Annotated in this window: 11 protein-coding genes; all 11 read right to left on the bottom strand. The window is 34.7% G+C overall.

Features of this window, described 5'->3' with window-relative positions; translation table 11 throughout:
• Positions 1-41: 41 nt before the first annotated feature.
• The gene (locus JI750_RS02300) at positions 42-2,270 is read right to left on the bottom strand and encodes a glycoside hydrolase family 3 N-terminal domain-containing protein (protein ID WP_201998693.1); all 2,229 of its coding nucleotides are present in this window, start codon (positions 2,268-2,270) and stop codon (positions 42-44) included.
• A 13-nt stretch (positions 2,271-2,283) separates the two neighbouring features.
• Complete coding sequence (locus tag JI750_RS02305; protein ID WP_201998695.1) at positions 2,284-3,708, bottom strand: glycoside hydrolase family 30 protein; 1,425 nt, start codon at positions 3,706-3,708, stop codon at positions 2,284-2,286.
• 2 nt (positions 3,709-3,710) lie between these two features.
• The gene (locus JI750_RS02310; protein ID WP_201998697.1) at positions 3,711-4,550 is read right to left on the bottom strand and encodes an endonuclease/exonuclease/phosphatase family protein; all 840 of its coding nucleotides are present in this window, start codon (positions 4,548-4,550) and stop codon (positions 3,711-3,713) included.
• Between the two features lie 72 nt (positions 4,551-4,622).
• Positions 4,623-5,696, bottom strand: coding sequence for a glycoside hydrolase family 16 protein (locus tag JI750_RS02315; protein WP_201998699.1), 1,074 nt, complete (start codon positions 5,694-5,696; stop codon positions 4,623-4,625).
• A gap of 60 nt (positions 5,697-5,756) precedes the next feature.
• Complete coding sequence (locus tag JI750_RS02320) at positions 5,757-7,502, bottom strand: cellulase family glycosylhydrolase (protein ID WP_201998700.1); 1,746 nt, start codon at positions 7,500-7,502, stop codon at positions 5,757-5,759.
• 18 nt (positions 7,503-7,520) lie between these two features.
• Entirely contained in the window at positions 7,521-8,993 is a 1,473-nt protein-coding gene (locus tag JI750_RS02325; protein ID WP_201998702.1) for a glycoside hydrolase family 30 protein, read from the bottom strand.
• Positions 8,994-9,022: 29 nt separating this feature from the next.
• Positions 9,023-10,474, bottom strand: coding sequence for a glycoside hydrolase family 30 protein (locus JI750_RS02330; RefSeq protein ID WP_201998704.1), 1,452 nt, complete (start codon positions 10,472-10,474; stop codon positions 9,023-9,025).
• 92 nt (positions 10,475-10,566) lie between these two features.
• The gene (locus JI750_RS02335; RefSeq protein WP_201998706.1) at positions 10,567-12,021 is read right to left on the bottom strand and encodes a glycoside hydrolase family 30 protein; all 1,455 of its coding nucleotides are present in this window, start codon (positions 12,019-12,021) and stop codon (positions 10,567-10,569) included.
• Positions 12,022-12,167: 146 nt separating this feature from the next.
• Entirely contained in the window at positions 12,168-13,043 is an 876-nt protein-coding gene (locus JI750_RS02340; RefSeq protein WP_201998708.1) for a hypothetical protein, read from the bottom strand.
• Between the two features lie 29 nt (positions 13,044-13,072).
• Positions 13,073-14,581, bottom strand: a complete 1,509-nt coding sequence (locus JI750_RS02345) for a RagB/SusD family nutrient uptake outer membrane protein (RefSeq protein ID WP_201998709.1) — start codon at positions 14,579-14,581, stop codon at positions 13,073-13,075.
• A 13-nt stretch (positions 14,582-14,594) separates the two neighbouring features.
• On the bottom strand, positions 14,595-17,705 hold the full coding sequence (locus JI750_RS02350) for a SusC/RagA family TonB-linked outer membrane protein (RefSeq protein ID WP_201998711.1): 3,111 nt from the start codon (positions 17,703-17,705) through the stop codon (positions 14,595-14,597).
• Positions 17,706-18,636 lie beyond the last annotated feature (931 nt).

Genomic DNA, 18,636 nt, shown 5'->3' on the forward strand with positions numbered 1-18,636 from the left:
TGATAAAAAAAACGGGGCTCAAAAGAAGCCCCGTTTTTTATTTAGTTTACTAATTCAAAATCAGATTTTAATTTAATATCTGCTGATGAAGTTCCAATCATAACTTCGAAATCTCCTGGTTCAGCAACCCATTCTATTTTATCATTATAAAAAGAAAGCTTCTCTTTATCAATTGTGAATTCGATTGTTTTAGATTCTCCAGCGTTTAATTTCACTTTTTGGAAATCTTTCAATTCTAAAACTGGTCTTACTACTGAACCGAATTTATCTTTCAAATACAACTGAGCTACTTCTTCTCCAGCAACTTTTCCAGTATTTTTCAATTGGAAAGAAACTTTAATTGTTTCATTGCTTTTTATTTTAGTCGAAGATAATTTCAATCCTGAATAATCAAACGTTGTGTAGCTCAAACCATATCCGAAAGGATATTTTGGAGAGTTTTTCAAGTCGATATAAGCCGAAACATAGTTTGTTGAATTTTCATCTTTAGCTGGTCTTCCCGTGCTGAAGTGATTGTAATAAATTGGCACTTGCCCTACTTCTCTCGGGAAAGTCATTGGCAATTTTCCAGACGGATTATAATCTCCAAATAAAACATTTGCAATTGCATTTCCAGCTTCAGTTCCTAACCACCAAGTGTAAACAATTGCAGGAACATTATCTGCAGTCCAGTTAAAAACTAAAGGTCTTCCAGCATTTATTAAAACTACAACCGGTTTTCCTGTTGCCTGAATTGCTTTTACTAAATCTTCCTGAACGCCTGGTAAATGAAGATCGCTTCGGCTTTTTGCCTCACCGCTCATATCACGTCTTTCACCAATACTCAAGATTACAACATCTGCTTGTTTAGCTGTTGCTACAGCTTCTGCAAAACCATCTTTGTTTGTTCCTTCAATCTCACAACCTTTTGCATATAACAATTTAGTGTTTTTACCCACTTTATTTTGTAAACCATCCCATTGCGAAACAATCCATTTATTGTAATCAACTTCTGGAAGTTCTACAGACCAGAAGCCCATGTTCTCTTTGTATTCTTTAACCATTGGCCCAATAAATGCAATTGTTTTTACATTCTTAGAAATTGGCAAAGTCTGATTTTCATTCTTTAATAAAACAATACTTTTCTCAGCAACTTCAAGAGCCGCTTTTCTGTGTTCTGGATTGTTTAATGCTTTTTCAGCACGTTTTTCATCAGAATATCTGTAAGGATCATCAAATAATCCTAATTCGAATTTCTTGCGAAGAATACGTCTTACTGCATCGTCAACCAAATCAATAGAAACTCTGCCCTCTTTTACTAACTCTGCTAAATTCTTACGGTATGCATTGCTTTCCATATCCATGTCACTTCCTGCAGTAATTGCAGAATAAGCAGCTTCTTTAAGATCTTTAGAGTAACCGTGTGCTACCATTTCTCCAATTGATCCCCAGTCTGAAACTACGAAACCTTGAAAGTTCCATTTTCCTTTTAAGATATCTCTTTGCAAATGTGCATTTCCAGTTGCTGGAATTCCGTTGATATCGTTGAATGAATTCATAAATGTTGCTGCACCAGCGTCTAAAGCCGCTTTAAATGGCGGTAAATAGGTTTCCCACAACATTCTTTCGCTCATATCTACAGAATTATAATCTCTTCCTCCAACTCCAGCTCCATAAGCCGCAAAGTGTTTAACACAGGCCATAACTGAGTTTAAATCTCCAAGTTTATTTCCCTGAAAACCTTTTACTCTTGCGTAAGCAATTTTAGAACCTAAATAAGTATCTTCTCCTGCTCCTTCCATTACACGTCCCCAACGAGGATCACGGCTAATATCTACCATCGGTGCAAATGTCCAGTGAATTCCGCTTGCTGCTGCCTCAGTTGCTGCAACTCTTGCTGCTAATTCAATTGCCTGTAAATCCCAGCTTGCTGCTTCTGCTAAAGGAAGCGGAAAAGTGGTTTTATATCCGTGAATTACATCCTGCCCAAACAACAACGGAATTTTAAGTCTTGACTGCATCGCCAATTCTTGATATCCTCTGGTATATTTTGTACCGATAACATTTAGCATCGAACCAATTAAACCTGCTTTTATTTCAGCTTGTTTGTTTGGGTTTATTGTAATTGGACCCGTTGCCTGGTTATCGCCAGTATATTGATTTAACTGACCAATTTTTTCTTCGATTGTCATTTTCTTCAATAGATCATTGACTTTCTGATCTATTGTCTGCTGTTGTGCCGACGCTAAAAGCGAAAGCATAAACAGCATAATTGTTGTTGTTTTTTTCATGTGTTTAAGTTGTTTACCAAACGTAAGTTGCTACTGCACCTGCGTTTAGAGTGGTTGTGGTTTGTTTTTGGTTGTATTTAATATTAAATGTTGCAGCTGAAGCTCCGTCATTTTCTACAATTAAAACGGTCTGTCCAGATGGCGTTTTAAAAGCTACATTGTATAAATCTCCCGCAATATTACTTCCAATTCTCACCGAACCTTCTGGAACAAATTTAGAAGCATGTCCGATAATATAATATCCAACTTCTCTTTTAATATTTTGGTTCTGATCAATCATCAAAGCTCCTTTGCAAGTTGAACATCCTCCTGGAGTAAAAGGTTTATAGAATTCATCATTTGCCAATCCCCATGAAAGTGCATTTTTACTCCAGTTTCTCATTGAACCGATTACTACATTTTTTACGCTCCATTTCAAGTCAGTTTCAAAATTAGTTCCTGAACCTGTGTATTGTTCGGTAAAATACAAATCTTTATTTGGAAATTCGTTATGAACAGTCGTTAAAGCGCTAATGTCTCCTTCATACAAGTGAAAAGCCGATCCTGTTACAAACGGATTTGCTTTTGAATCTCTTAAAATCGTCAAAGGATATTCTGGTTTGTTACAGTTGTGATCGTAAACAATGATTTTAGTTTTTATGTTTGCTTTCGCGAAAGCGGGACCTAAATGATTGCCAATAAAATCTGCCTGTTGTTCTGCCAACATTAACAAACTCGGATTGTTTCCCGGATGCAATGGCTCGTTTTGAGGTGTAATGGCATCAATAACAATTCCGTGCGATTTCATTGCTTGAATGTATTTTACAAAATACTGCGCATAAACTCCATAGTATTTTGGCTGTAAGCTTCCGCCTTTAGAACTTCCGTTATCTTTCATCCAAACTGGAGGCGACCACGGAGAACCCATTATTTTTATTTTAGGATTTATAGCTAGAATCTCTTTTAAAACCGGAATTACATCGTCTAAATCTGGACCAAGATTAAAATGTTCCAAATTCATATCGGTTTGTCCTTCTGGCATATCATCATACGAAAAAACTTTTTCATTCAAATCTGATGCTCCAATACTTATTCTTAAATAACTTAGACCAATTGCATTGTCTTTTCTTGAAAATAATTCCTGAAGTAACGCTTCTCTTTTTGCCTTATCCAATTTTTTGATAGCCTGAGCGCTTCCTCCTGTTAGAGAAAATCCGAAACCTTCAATGGTTTGAAATTTCTCAGCTGGATTTACTTCAATGGTCTGATTTGAATTTGTTTCTGAACTAAAAGTCAAATCAGTTTGTTTTTTAAGTTTTGAAGTTTCATCTGTAGTAGTAATCCAAGATTCTACTTTTCCAGAATTGGCAGTAACACTTTTTGAAGATCCACAATTGAACTGCATCGCAATTAACGGCAGTAAAACCAGGATTTGAAGTTTTTTGTTGATGTTTTTCATTTTTAATCTATTTCTATTAAGACAGGCAAATGATCCGACGGATATTTTAAATCTTTAGAATCACTTAACACTGCGTGTTTTTGAACTTTTAGACCACTATTTTTTGAAATAAAAATGTAGTCTAATAATAATGTTACGGGTTCGTTATGTTTGAAATCATTGAAAGTTCCAGAAGGCCCGAAAGGTTTCTCTATTGAAACGTCTCTTGTATCATTCATCACATTTTTGATTTCTTTAATCTGTTTTGTATCTGGTTCTGAATTAAAATCACCCATTAAAAAGGCTGGATAATTTTTAGTGTTCAATTCTTTCATTTTAGAAAGAACAAGCTGTACGCCTTTTACTCTAGCCTCTTCACCCATATGATCCAAATGCAGATTGAAAACCCAAAATGACTTTTTAGTTTTTAAATCTTTAAAAAGTCCGTACGTACAAACTCTGTTGCAGGCTGCATCCCAACCTCTTGAAACTACATTTGGAGTTTCAGACAACCAGAAAGTGTTAGATTGTTCGACCTTAAAACGATCTTTTTTATAATAAATCGTACAGGCTTCTCCCAATCCGCCTTCTTCTCTTCCTACTCCAAATCTGCTATAATTTGGCAAAGCCGATGCAATGTCTAAAACTTGATTTGGCGTTGCTTCTTGAACTCCGAAAATTTCTGGACTATAAAACCCAATTTGAGAGGTAAAATAATCCTTTCGTTTTGGCCATGCATTTTCTCCATCTGAAGCAACATCCAAACGGATGTTATAAGTCATAATCTTTAAATTCTGACCATAAAATGAGTTCACGGCTAAAAGCAGCATTACTGCAAAAACAAGTTTGTTTATCTTTTTCATGTTAAAAAATTTTAATCTTGTAAATCTAGCGTTTACGGGGCTTTAAAGAAAAAAATTTGTTTAAAAGTTATGTTAATTGTACACTCTTACGTAATCAATTTCGTAAGTTGCACTTTTGAAATTTGGATCTACTGTTCCTCCAAAATTTCCTCCCATTGCTAAATTTAGAATTACAAAGAATTTGGCATTAAATGGGGTTGTACTTGAGTTTTTGTAGGTATAAAATAAATTATCATCTACATAAAATTTGATGTTCTCGGCATCCCATTCGGCAGCATAAATATGAAACTCAGTTGTCGAATTTGGAGCTGTTGTCGTTTTTGTATCTGGTGTATTTCCTGAACGTCCCGGAGAATGCAATGACGAATGAATGACATTTGGATTGTTTCCAACTGATTCTAAAATGTCGATTTCTCCACATAACGGCCAGCCTGCAGTATCAATATTGTCTCCTAACAGCCAAAAAGCTGGCCAAGTGCCACCGCCAACAGGCAATTTTGCTCGAACTTCTGCTCTTCCGTATTTAAAAGAAAATTTGCCTTTTGTCAGCATTCTTGTAGAAGTGTATTGGCTTCCTTGGTAAGCTTCTTTGATTGCTGTGATTTTCAAAAGACCTCCTTCAATTTTTACATTTTCGGAGCGGTTTGTATAATATTGTAATTCGTTATTCCCAAAACCGTTTCCATTTCCTAAATCGTAACCCCATTTATTAGAATCAGGAGCTCCGTCTGTATTAAATTCGTCTGACCAGATTAATTTTCTGGCTACAAAAATATTTACTGTTGTAGAAGTATTAGTATATTTTATTCCATTAAATACCGTAACATCAATAGTATAGGTTTTTGTTCCAGGTTGAGTAAACTCATATGAAAAGCTGTTGGCTGTAAACTCTTTTGTTTCATTGTTTACCACAACTTTATATGACTTTGCATTAGGAGCATCGATCTTTAAATTAATTTTTCCGCTTCCGTCTCCATTTGGCATTTCAGCAGTTTTTCCAACTACATCAACTTCCACCGAAATTTTATCGGGAGCTACCACGACAGGAGTATCGGATGTATCATTGTTACTGCTGCACGACTGAAATACAAATAATAGGATTAAAGTAAATGCTGCTGCTCTATTTGCGAGATTGATTATTTTCATCTTTTTATTATTTAAATGGTTTGGTTAATAAATTGAATATCAAGATAAATATTATTTCTTCTACTTTTTGTTTTTGTTCACAACAAAGTCAAAATAGTTCAGATTAAAACCTCCTTTTTCAAATACAGCTTTTACTTTATTTGAACCTGATTTCAATACAACATTTGATACAATTACCGTTTTCCATTTATCATTTGCTCCCGTTGCAGGAAGCGAAATAACTGCTGATTTTATTCCTCCATCAATTTCTAAATACAATTTCCCTTCTGCTTTTTCGCTCGAATAACGAATCGCAACATTGTAAGTTCCTTCTATTGCATCAACGGTATATTGAATCCATTCTCCATCTTCGATAAATGAAACTTGATAACCATTTGAATCTTTGTCTTTACATGGCAAAATATCAACTCCATCATTTCTCATACTGTTACCGCGATTCCATTGCTCGTCTTTTCCAGTTACCGATCTATAGTTTACAAAATCAGTGTCTGAATAAGCTTTTCCGTTGGTTCCTAAATCGTAATGCGTTGCAGCAATTTTACCAGGAACTGCATTCTTCTTGTATGGTTTTGTATCATCAGTCTGTACTTGTCTGAACATGGCGTCTACCACATCTGGTTTAACGGTTACGTTTTCCATTTTGTAATTGTCTGCCATTTTCATCAAGGTCTTTTTTGCAAATTCTGGTGATGGTTTCTGTCCGCCATCTTTCCAATATTTCAACAGAACATCATATTCAGGAATTTTGGTAACAGAAGCTACTCCTGCGATATTGTCTATTTTTTTCATTGGCCAAAATGCCCAACCAATATTATGGCTTTCAACCAAGGTTAAAACATCCTTAAACCAGACATTAGAATTCTCTCCACTTTCTCCCATCCAGATTGGCACATTGTATTTTTCTCTGTACTCTAGCATCTTTTCGATAGAAGCTTTGTCATTATAATTCCAATATTTATGAAAACTTAAAGCCAGATTATCATCCCATAAAGGAAAAATTCCATTGTAGTTATTTCCCCAGCAGTTTCCTTCAATAAAAATTAAATGATTGGTATCAACTTCACGAATGGCTTTTGTAACTGCAACCATCAAATCTCTTAAAGGGCCGTTTGAATTTTCATCACAGCCGTTTTTGTTTGATCCTGTAAAATTCCAGTTTGGCTCGTTGATAATATCATAAGCTCCAATCCAAGGATTATCTCGGTAACGAGAAGCCAATTTCTTCCAAAGCGCAATCATTTTTTTCTGATTGGCTTCACTCTGCCAAAGCGCTGGTTTTGTAGTATCAAAATCTGAAATCGCAGCATCATTTCCTTGTCCGCCAGGAGCTGCGTGCAAATCTAAAATCAGATATATTTTATTTTCTGCACACCATTTCAACAAATTGTCAGTCATTGTAAAACCTTCTTCTATCCAAGTGATTTCATCATTTTTTTCCTGCTCGATGGACGGTGTGTAAAGATTGTAATGCATTGGAAGACGAATAGAATTGAATCCCCATTTTGCTAAAGAATCCACATCTCGTTTTGTAATTCCGTTTGCCTTGTACGCAGCGTAGAATTCTTTTGTTCCCTCCTCACCAATTACATCCTGTATTTTTTGCCTAATTTGATATTGCGGACTAGCAAATGGCTGCGTCTTGAGCATATAACCTTCCTGCACCATCCATCCGCCAAGGCCTAAACCTCTTAAAAGAACATTTTTACCATTTCCGTCTACTATTTTTTGTCCGTCTCTGTGCAAGAAACCTTGCCCAAAAGAAGCAATCGAAATTAGAAGCTGTACTGTTAAAATTATTTTTTTCATATCGAATTGTCTCTAAATTTATTTCCAAGTATAAGTTCCAACTGATCCCGCTTCTAGCGAAGTTGTTACCCATTTCCCGTTAAATTTTATATTGAAAGTTTCTGTTGCAGCACCATCATTTTCAACAATTAATACTTTAGAACCAGAAGGCGTGATAAATGCAACATTTTGCAAGCTTCCGCCAGAATTGCTTTCGATTCTAGTAGATCCCATTGGGACAAATTTTGAAGCATGTGCAATAATATAATACGCTACATTACGCTCAAAACTATCGCCTGAAGTTATAGTTATAGCACCTTTACACATGTTACAGCCACCATCTGTATGGGGTCCAAAACTTGCATTATTTGCCACATTCCACTCTAACGCATTTTTACTGTAATTTCTCATTGATCCGATAATTACATTTCGAAGATGCCATTTTAGATCGCCTTCAAATTTCCCATCAGAAGAAGTCCATTGCTCTGTAAAATATACGTTTTTAGTCGGATAAGAATTGTACACATTAGTTAAAGCACTAATATCACCAGCATATAAATGAAAAGCCGATCCGTCTACAAAAGGAAATGCATCTGCATCTGCTAAAATTGTTTTTGGATAATTTGGATTATCGCAATTGTGATCATAAGCAATAATTTTTACGCTTAGATTTGCTGTTTTAAACGCAGGCCCCAAGCTGTTTTTTATAAAACTTGCCTGATCTGTTGCCGACATATACATACTTGGATTGTTTCCGTCATGTAGAGGTTCATTTTGAGGAGTTACGGCATCAATCGTAATTCCTTCCGCTTTCATCTGCTGAATGTATTTTACAAAATATTTAGCGTAAACATTATAATATTCTGTTTTCAGTTTTCCACCTTTAAAACTAGCAACATCTTTCATCCAAATAGGCGCAGACCAAGGCGTTGCTAATATTAAAATCTTCGGATTAATTGTCAGAATTTCTTTTAACATGGCAATTAAATTTTTGTCTTTATCTAAACTGAATTTATCTAGATTTAAATCTGTTTCTCCAGCCGCAAGATCATTATAAGTAAAAGGCGTTGCATTTAAATCTGAAGCTCCAATACTGATTCTGATATAACTTACTCCAATTGAATTTTCTCCATTCCCGAATAATTCTTGTAAAAGAGCAGTTCTTTTTGCTGGGTTTAATTGGTTTATAACATCTACACTTCCTCCTGTTAAGGTATACCCGAAACCATCGATTGTCTGATATTTTTGAGTAGCATTAACTTCAATATTAGCATATGCATTTGCTGTTGTGCCAAATCCTAAAGTTCCAGGTTGTTTTGCCAATAAAACACTCTGATTTCCTTTTGTCAACCAGAAATCAACATCATTTGTAACAACTACAGGAGGATTTACAACTGGCGGATCTACAGGCGGGTTTTCTATAGGATCACTTGAAGAAGAGCATTTTACTTGGGCCATTACGACTGCCATAAAGAAAAACGCTTTTATGACATTCTTTAAATTAAACTTCATTTTCTGTGGTTTTTTAGTTAGTTCGACAATTAGTATACAATAGTCTGTATAGCATGTGCCGGAATAGTAATTGTCGTTTTTCCTTTTTGATTTTCTAAAGAATAGACAACTTCTTTTTCAGATTGATTCATTACGATCGTAATCAATTGTCCGTCAGAATTTTTAAAAGAAGTACTCAATAAAGATTTGTCGCTTATGGTTTCAAGCACTCTTTTTGCGTTTGGTCTAATGAATTTTGAGAAATGGCCAATATAATAATACATTGGAGTATAAATCAATTCATCTTTTGTGGTATCGGCATGGATTGGCGCAAAACAGAAATTGCCAACATGATTTGGACCTCCGTTCTGGTCTAAAAGAATATTCCAGTCTGTCCAACCAACTGTTCCATTATTAAAATCATGAATCATATTGATTCCGTAACGCTCTGCATTTCCCCAAAACTGATATTTTGAAGCATCAAATTTTTCGATACATCCTTCTGTAAAAAGCAGGTTTTTATTTGGAAATGCTTCGTGAACTTTTGCCACAGACTCGAATTGAGGCGGGCCACCATTCCACGTTTCGTACCAATGAAATCCGATTCCCCAAGCATATTTAGAAACTTCAGGATCCGAGAAAACAAGATTGGCTCTTTTGGTTAGCATGTCTCCGCGATTGTGATCCCAGATAATAACATTTTTAGACCCTAATCCTTCTTTTTCTAAAGTTGGTCCAAGATGATTTTTAAGAAAGTCTCTTTCTGCTTCTGGAGTATAAGTACAAGATTCCCATCTTTGTTTAGCCATTGGTTCATTCTGAACTGTTAGTCCCCAGATTGGAATTCCTTCTTTTTCGTATTCTTTTATAAACTTCGTATAATACAATGCCCAAGATGGTGCAAATTCAGGCAATAAAACGCCGCCGTGCAAAATATCATTATTGTCTTTCATGAAAGCTGGGGGACTCCATGGGCTAACAAATAAGGTTAGTTTCCCGCCGGCTGTTTCAATTGCTTTTTTGATTAAAGGAATTCTATATTTTCGATCGTGGTCAATATTAAAAGTCTTTAAATCTTTGTCTCCTTCAGAAACATAAGTATAGCTGTCACTGCTGAAATCACAGCTGTGAATATTTGTTCTAGCCAAAGAATATCCAATACCTTTATTTTTATCATAATAAGCATTTAAAAATTCCTGTTGTTTTTTTGGCGATAATTTTGCAAAAACTTCAGCGCTTGCATCTGTAATTGCACCCCCTATTCCGAGAAAGGTTTGGTCTGTCTTTTCAGTATTTACTAGAATAGATACTGTTGAGTTTTTTTGTTGTTTAGTGTTGTTTTTTGAAATCAAATTATTTGATAATGTCAATTTCAAATTGGTGTTTTCGGCAGTAGTATAAACCTTTATTTTATTATTTTTCTGAGCTGTTATTTTCGAGGTAAAACAGCTTAATTGCATTAAGACAAAGGCTGATAAAAATATTTGAGAGGTAACTTTCATGTTGCTTAAAAAATCGTTTTAAAATTAAAAAGCAAGAGAAGACTAAAATGGATGATTCAAATTAGTCCTCTTCATTACTTTACTACAAAATATTAATAAACAAGTGTTTGTATAGCGTGTGGCGGAATTTTCACTTCTGCCTTTTTATCTCCAATAATTAAATTGTAGGTAAGGTCATTTGCTGATTGGTTCATGACAATAGTGGCCATGGTTCCGTCAGCATTTAAAAAAGAGGTACTCAATAAAGCGCTTTTGCTTACTGCAGTACTTACTCGCACAGCATCTAGACGGATAAACTTTGAAAAGTGTCCAATGTAATAATAAGACGGCGTGTAGATTAATTCTCCTGTTGAAGTATCTGCGTGAATTGGTGCAAAACAGAAATTTCCAACATGATTTGGTCCTCCAAACTGGTCTAAAAGAATATTCCAGTCTGTCCAAGCAACTGTTCCGTTATTAAAATCATGAATCATATTGATTCCGTAACGCTCTGCATTACCCCAAAATTGATATTTCGAGGCATCAAATTTTTCGATACATCCTTCTGTGAACATCAATTTTTTATCTGGATAAGCTTCATTTACTTTTCCAACATTATCAAACATTGGTGCTCCGCCTGACCAAGTTTCGTACCAGTGGAATCCCATTCCCCAAACATATTTTGATGCTTCAGGATCTGAGTAAATTACGTTTGCACGGTAATTCATCAAATCACGGTTATGATCCCATACAATGATTTTTTTATTTCCAAGGTTTTCTTTTTTCAAAGTTGGTCCAAGGTAATTTTTGATAAAATCTCTTTCTGCTTCAGCTGTGTAAATACAAGATTCCCAAGTCTGGACTGCCATTGGCTCATTTTGTGTCGAAGTTCCCCAAATCGGAATTCCTTCTTTTTCATAAGCTTTTATAAACTTCACATAAAAGTTTGCCCATGTCTGATAATATTCAGGAAGTAAAGTTCCTCCTTTTAATACATTTTTGTTGCTTTTCATAAAAGCATTTGGTGACCAAGGAGCTACATAAGTAGTCAATTTTCCACCTGCTTTTTGAATGGCTTGTTTGATCAAAGGAATACGAAATTGTCTATCATGATCAATAGAAAAAGTCTTCAGATCTTTGTCTCCTTCTTCGATATAAGAATAGCTTCCACTGCTAAAATCAGAACTTTGAATTGTTGTTCTTAGCAAAGAATAGCCAATACCTTTTTGCTGATCGTAGTAAGCATTTAAAAACTCTGCTTGTTTTTCTTTTGAAAGTTTAGCAAATATTTCGGCACTTGCATCTGTAATTGCCCCTCCGATTCCCATAAAAGTCTGAAACTTTTTGGCTGGTTCTACAAAAACAGAAGTTTCTGTTTCTAAGGGTTGTTTTGCGGCAGAAAAAGTCAAATTATCTGTTGTAGTCAATCGTAACTTTGAGTTTTCTGCAGTAGTATAAACGGTTATTCTTTTGCCGTTGGTTGTAAACTCTTTTTTTGTTTTTGGCTGTTGTGCAAAAGCTGCAGCAGAAAACAAAAGGCATAAAATTTTTAGGCTATTTTTTTTCATTCGCTTCCAATTATTATGTTTTTAAATTGAAGTTTAGAAGAAATCAAAATCGAGTTCTACCTATGAAGGATTTAAAAAATAGCCCATACTCATAATGATTATGGGCTATTTACAACCAAACTTAAACTTAAACTTAACTTAACTTTTTATTTTCCTCTGAACTCAACCTTTTTGATTGTAATTGGCTCATTAGTACTTTTATTACTTCCCGATCTAATTACAAGGTAAATTTTTCCACTTTCAGAGAATTTAACAACATTGGAAACTGTACCGGTTACTTTATTTTTCTTACAGCCAATTGCAGACAATCTTCCTGCAAATTTAGATGTTCCGCAGCCATCCCAAGTACTTATTCCCATTACTACGTTATCATTATATTCAACACCTGGTTTTGGCTCTGATGTACCAGCATATACTTCAAACCAAGTCTCGTCTAAACCGCTAGGGCAAGAAATTGTCATGTCTATAGTATACTCTCTGTCTTTTACAACGTCGATTGCCTGATAAATACCTTCTTGAGCTCCTCCTCCTGGTAAATGAATGGTAGCACCATTAGCACCATAAGACCAAAAAGCCGTTCCTGACGGACTTAATTGTGCACTTGTCCATTTAGCTTGATCTGCAGCTGTAGCAAAATTTCCACCTTGCACCAAGTTTCCTTTTGCAGGGTCTGTTTGTGCTACTATAATTTGCTGAGAAGAAGATGCCATTGCTGCTCCAGCTCCCACGGCTGTGTGCGTTATAGTATATGTTCCTGCATCAGGTAAAGAAATCACTTGATTCATTTTTCCATTACTCGCACCATCGCCTAGATCCCATTGCGAAAGAATTACTCCTTTAGGCTGTGCCGTTAGAAGATAAGTATTCATAGCACCTGCAACAGGCGTTATAGTAAACGAAGCATCAACATTTGTAGCTACAAGAGGGTTTTCATTAACTTCTTCGCTACAGCTATTTAGTGTTCCTAATGCTAAAGCTAGCATTAGGTATACACTTTTTCTTAAATACATATTTAGGTTCATTTCTTTTTGCTTTGGTTAATTAGTAAATACTATTGGTAATTAGGATTTTGTTTCAATTTAGTACCATTAAGTTCTGTATACGGAATTGGTAAAATTTCATCCGTTCCTGCATCAAAACCTCTATCTGACAATGCTGCAGCAGCATCTCCCCATCTTACTAAATCGAAGAATCTATGTCCTTCACCTGCTAATTCCATTCTTCTTTCATGCTTGATAGCTGCTAATGTAACAGGAACAGAAGCTAATCCAACTCTTTCTCTAACCGCATCAAGTAAAGCTTGTGCTCTTGGCCCAGATCCTAAAGCTTCTGCTTCCATTAAATAAGTATCTGCAAGTCTAATTACATAAGAATTTTGTTTGTAGTTCAACTCTGAGTTACCACCACCAGTACTAACATCTGATTGTCTTGGAAGATATTTGTTTAAGAAATATCCAGTATCTTGGTAAGCTGGAATATAATCTGCTTTTCCTGCTGCTTTTAAAGCTTTTAAGTCAAGAATTGTAGCTCCTAAACGTGGATCACCTTGCATAGCATCATATAATTTTTGAGTCGCAACGTTGAAAGCCCATCCTGCTGGAAGATCTGGTGCATCAGAACCTTTTGGTCTAGAGTAACCTCTAGGTCCAACCATGATGTTTAAAGAGTTTCCTTCATCTTTACCTTGTCCCCAGAATGTCCAATCAGAGTTACCGGCACTACTATGAGATACCTCGATTAATGATTCTTCATTGAATTTGTTTGATGTTACCCATAAGTCACTATATTCATCCAATAATTTATTACCATATTGGTTTACCGCTCCTGGAGTACCGTTTACTTCAGCTAAAACTGCAGCTGCCTGAGGTTTTTTACCTTCAAATAAAAACACTTTCCCTAAAAGTGCCTGGGCAGCTCCTTTGTTAAATCTTCCTGCTTCAGTATCTTTTACCACAGTATTTGGTAAATCTGCAATAGCTTCTGTTAAATCTTTTTCTATTTGAGCATAAATTACCTCTGGTGCAACTTGCTCAGGAGTATAAATTGTCTCAGTAGTTAATGGGTCTAAAACTAAAGCAATATTTTTGAACATTCTTACTAAATTAAAATAGTAAAGCGCTCTCAACGTTTTTGCTTCAGCAGCAAATCTCTTTCTAACTGCATCATTCATAGAAGCAGCTGGTAATTTAAATAATAACAAGTTTGCTCTAGAAATACCTTGGTAATGATCGTTCCAATAGCTTGATGGAATTGTAATTGAAGAAAGTGAGTGCGTAGAAAAATTTTGAATTCCAGTTCCGTCTGTAGAGCTACCTCCACCAGCGTAAAAATCATCAGAACCAGCATTTAGCATTGCTACTAAGTTTTCAAAACCTCCCGTATTTTTTCTCATCGGATCGTAAACTCCCACTAAAGCAGCATAGCATTGCTGCTCATTAGAAAAGTACGTACTTGTGTCAAATTTTCCTTCTGGGTTAGTGGTCACGAAATCTTCAGAGCAAGATCCTAGAACAGCCAGTGCCACAGCCACATATATATATTTAAATTTTATCGTTTTCATGATTCTTTATTTTTTAAAATTGAACGTTAACTCCGAACAAAATAGATCTTGCTTGTGGATAAACTCCTTTATCTATACCAAAAACTTGGCCTCCAATTTCTGGATCAAATCCAGTATATTTTGTAAAAGTGATTAAGTTTTCCCCTGTTAGATAAAAACGTAATTTATCAGCTCCAATTTTAGATGATAAACTAACTGGCATTGTATATCCAAGAGTTACCACTTTTAAACGGAAGTAATTTCCATCTTCCAAGTAAAAATCAGACATGTTAGTGTAGTTTTTATTTGGATCATTATTTGTCAATCTTGGATAATCGTTTGAAGTTCCTTCTCCAACCCAACGCTCTAAAGCTTTTGTCTGGTAGTTTGCATTAAGTACATCTAACCTTCTTAAACCTTGGAAAATTTTGCTTCCTGCGGCTCCTTGAGTAAATGCCATAAAGTCAAAGTTTTTATAGTCTAAGTTTATTGTAAAACCGAAAGTATATTTAGGGATATTTGTTCCTAAGAATTGTTTATCATCATCAGTAATTTTTCCATCGTTATTAGAATCTACCCAACGGAAATCTCCAGGTCTAGCATTTGGCTGAATTAAGTCTCCTGATGCATTTTTGTATGCTGCAACTTCTGCCTCATTTTGGAAAATCCCAGCTGTTTTATATCCGTAGAATTCATTAAATGAATGTCCAACTTGTGTTCTAGTTACAGGTCCCATAGATTGGAAAGAAGCATCTCCAACAATGAAATTAGTAGACGATCCTACATAAGTAATTTCGTTTTTCAAGTAAGCAAAGTTTGCATTTACACCTAAATTAAACTCTCCAAGTCTTTTCTTATATCCTAATTCAACCTCAAAACCGCTGTTGTCCATATCTGCAATGTTAGCAGAAGGTGCATCAGTTGCTCCAACATATCCAGGAATTACAACGTTTCTTAAAATTCCTTTTGTTGATTTTTTGTAGTAATCAAGTGTAAGAGAAAAATCATTAAATAATTTTGCATCAAGACCTACAGTAGTTTGAGATGTTTCTTCCCAACCTAAGTTTGCATTTGGTAAAGTAGAGTTTCCGTATCCAGTTGTGATAGCTCCTGAATTTCCAATAGTATAATTGTAACCTCCTACAACTGTAGCTCTATATTTAAATTCTTCAATATTGTCATTACCTACTACTCCGTAACCTCCACGGAATTTTAAAGTATTTACTATATTGTTTTCTTTCCAAAAACCTTCTTTAGAAACTACCCATCCTAAAGAGAATGATGGGAAAACTCCCCATTTTTTGTTTTCACCAAAACGAGTTGATCCATCACGACGAACGATTCCAGTAAAAAGATACTTCTCCATATAATCGTAGTTGGCACGTAAAAACAATGAAGCCAATTTGTGTTCTACTTTATCGCTTGTTCTTGTTGTTCTGTCTGTTTGAGGAATGTCAAAATTCCAAGAAGCATCTTTGTAGCTTGTAATTGGCAGACCGAACATTGTTGTTCCTATAGTACTACCAATATTTTCTACGTAAGCACCTTGCCCTGCAAGAACACTCACGTTATGTTCTCCAAATTTGTTAGCATAAGACAAAGTATTTTCTAAAGTCCAAGAAAGTGCTTTTTCATTATTTTGATTGTAGTTATTTCTGTCAGCTTTCATATTTGGGTTTAAGAAGTTAACCGGAGTAAACATTTCATTCCCCCAATATGCCAACTTACCACCAAGTGTTGTTCTAAATTTTAAATGACTAGTAATATTAGCTTCTAAATAAGCATTACCAACAAAATCGTCTGACCAGTCAAATCCTCCTAATCTAGTTTGAGTATATGCAAGAGGGTTTGTCATCTCTTGTTGTACTAAAGAAGAAATTCCATAAGGATTTCCATTTGCATCTCTAATCACATTTGGATTTGTATAATAACCTGAGTTTGCTACAGCAGGATCAGTAACTACTAGTGGAGTAAGCGGATCTAAGTTAATTGCAGAACTTAAAGGTCCTCCAAACTCATTGTTTACGTTACCAATTCCTTTTGTTTTTTGGTGTGTGTACCCGAAAGTTTGACCAAAAGTAAAATAATTAGAAATTTTGTGAGTTGAGTTTAATCGGAAGTTTTTCTTTGTATAGTTAGAAATATCAGTAACAACAATACCTTCTTGATCTTGAATTCCGAATGAAGCATAGAAAGTAGATTTTTCACCACCTCCACTAATACTTAACTCATGTGTATATCTAAAAGCTGAATCATTAAAAATTGCATCTTGCCAATTTGTACCTTTACCATAAGATGCAGGATTTGCGTATTTAATACCTCCTCCATCATTTAAAGATTTTTCATTCATTAAAGTTGCATACTGAGTAGCATTCAACATATTTAATTTTTTAGCTGGAGCCGAGATACCTGCAAAACCATTATAGTTTACAGAAATTTTTCCTGACTTACCTTTTTTAGTAGTAACTAAAATTACCCCAGTAGCCGCACGAGTACCATAGATTGCAGCAGACGCAGCATCTTTAAGAACCTCGATAGATTCGATGTCAGATTGATTGATAAAACCAACGGCACCAGCATCTATAGCAATTCCATCAACTACCCATAAAGGATCATTTCCACCTTCTCTAAAGGTAGTGATACCTCTTACACGAACTTTTGACTTTTCTCCTGGCTGTCCAGAAACTGCAGCAACAGAAACCCCTGCTACTCTACCCTGTAAAGCCTGTTCAACTCTTCCGTTTGGTACTTTTTCAAGATCAGCCGATTTTACACTAGAGATTGCTCCAGTTACAACAGATTTCTTTTGAGTACCATATCCAACAACTACAACCTCATTTAAAGATTGCGATTCTGGTTTTAATTGAATTGTAATTTTTGTTCTTCCGTTTACTGCTTCAGTTACTGTTGCGTAACCAATAAAAGTAATTGTTAATGATCCGTTTGAAGGCGCTTGAATCTGGAACTTTCCGTCAAAGTCTGACGCAGTAGATTTTGTAGTACCTTTTAATAAAACTGTTGCGCCTGGAACAGGCAAACCATTTTCATCATTAATTATTCCATTTACTGTGACATCCTGAGCCACAGCTATAACCGAGAATAACAAAGATGAAATACAAAAAACAAGTAATTTTGTTAATTTCATTTTTCTAAAAATTTTGGTTAATTAATTAGTAATTTGATGCAATACTAAAACTTAATTTTTACTTTTCATATCTAAAATTCACTACAAAAACACATCAAAAAGAAAAAAATAATATTATAAAAACACATCAAAAAAAACACAAACAATTGATTTTAAATATTTTAAAAAAATAATAAATAGTACTAAAGAAAAGTTAATATCAAAAAATAACACTACATTATATTTTGAGCAAAATAAATCAAATAAAATTATAAAACTACAACGTGATAGTGCTAGTAAACAAACTGTAAATAGCTATTTTTAAATCAATTACAAGAATAAAATGTCATTTTTTTATAAATTCTAAAAAACTGAGAATATCATTTTTTTACCGTACTTTTTTTACATTATCAGCAATATTTTTATTGTAAGTAAAAACTTATTTTAATAATTTTTAGAGGAAATTACTGCTTTTTTTATCTCCGAAAAAGCGAATAATGCTGAAATTGAATCATAAAAAAATTGAAAAAACATCCAATTTTAAAGAACTAAGATGTAAACATCAATTTTAGACGGTTTATCAACTTGGCGTTTGGATTTATTTTGAAATACATTTTTTAAGACAATTGTCTGTAAAATGAAATCCATTCCAAAAAAGCTCACAAATAAGACCTAAAACAACTTGTTTCTCCATATAAGCATCCGTTAATACTACCTTAAATAAAAATCAAAAGGAATTTGACCAGAATATGGCCTAAAAATCAAATAATAAGAGTTCTTTTTGATTATCAAAGCTCATTATCAATAAAACACATAACCATTTAATTCAACTAAATTTTGATTTAATGCAAAAAAAAGCCCGTAATCGAAATTACGGGCCACCAGGCAATAAACTTAACTTAAACTAACCATAGTTTAAATCTTAAAATACACTTTCATCATTAGAATGAAG

The organism is Flavobacterium tagetis (genome assembly GCF_016735615.1).
GTDB classification, from domain to species: Bacteria; Bacteroidota; Bacteroidia; order Flavobacteriales; family Flavobacteriaceae; genus Flavobacterium; species Flavobacterium tagetis.

What these genes read in the sequence shown, in the direction of transcription:
- JI750_RS02300 (WP_201998693.1), bottom strand. Translation starts at nt 2,270, where the DNA reads ATGAAAAAAACAACAACAATTATGCTGTTTATGCTTTCGCTTTTAGCG.
- JI750_RS02305 (WP_201998695.1), bottom strand. Translation starts at nt 3,708, where the DNA reads ATGAAAAACATCAACAAAAAACTTCAAATCCTGGTTTTACTGCCGTTA.
- JI750_RS02310 (WP_201998697.1), bottom strand. Translation starts at nt 4,550, where the DNA reads ATGAAAAAGATAAACAAACTTGTTTTTGCAGTAATGCTGCTTTTAGCC.
- JI750_RS02315 (WP_201998699.1), bottom strand. Translation starts at nt 5,696, where the DNA reads ATGAAAATAATCAATCTCGCAAATAGAGCAGCAGCATTTACTTTAATC.
- JI750_RS02320 (WP_201998700.1), bottom strand. Translation starts at nt 7,502, where the DNA reads ATGAAAAAAATAATTTTAACAGTACAGCTTCTAATTTCGATTGCTTCT.
- JI750_RS02325 (WP_201998702.1), bottom strand. Translation starts at nt 8,993, where the DNA reads ATGAAGTTTAATTTAAAGAATGTCATAAAAGCGTTTTTCTTTATGGCA.
- JI750_RS02330 (WP_201998704.1), bottom strand. Translation starts at nt 10,474, where the DNA reads ATGAAAGTTACCTCTCAAATATTTTTATCAGCCTTTGTCTTAATGCAA.
- JI750_RS02335 (WP_201998706.1), bottom strand. Translation starts at nt 12,021, where the DNA reads ATGAAAAAAAATAGCCTAAAAATTTTATGCCTTTTGTTTTCTGCTGCA.
- JI750_RS02340 (WP_201998708.1), bottom strand. Translation starts at nt 13,043, where the DNA reads ATGAACCTAAATATGTATTTAAGAAAAAGTGTATACCTAATGCTAGCT.
- JI750_RS02345 (WP_201998709.1), bottom strand. Translation starts at nt 14,581, where the DNA reads ATGAAAACGATAAAATTTAAATATATATATGTGGCTGTGGCACTGGCT.
- JI750_RS02350 (WP_201998711.1), bottom strand. Translation starts at nt 17,705, where the DNA reads ATGAAATTAACAAAATTACTTGTTTTTTGTATTTCATCTTTGTTATTC.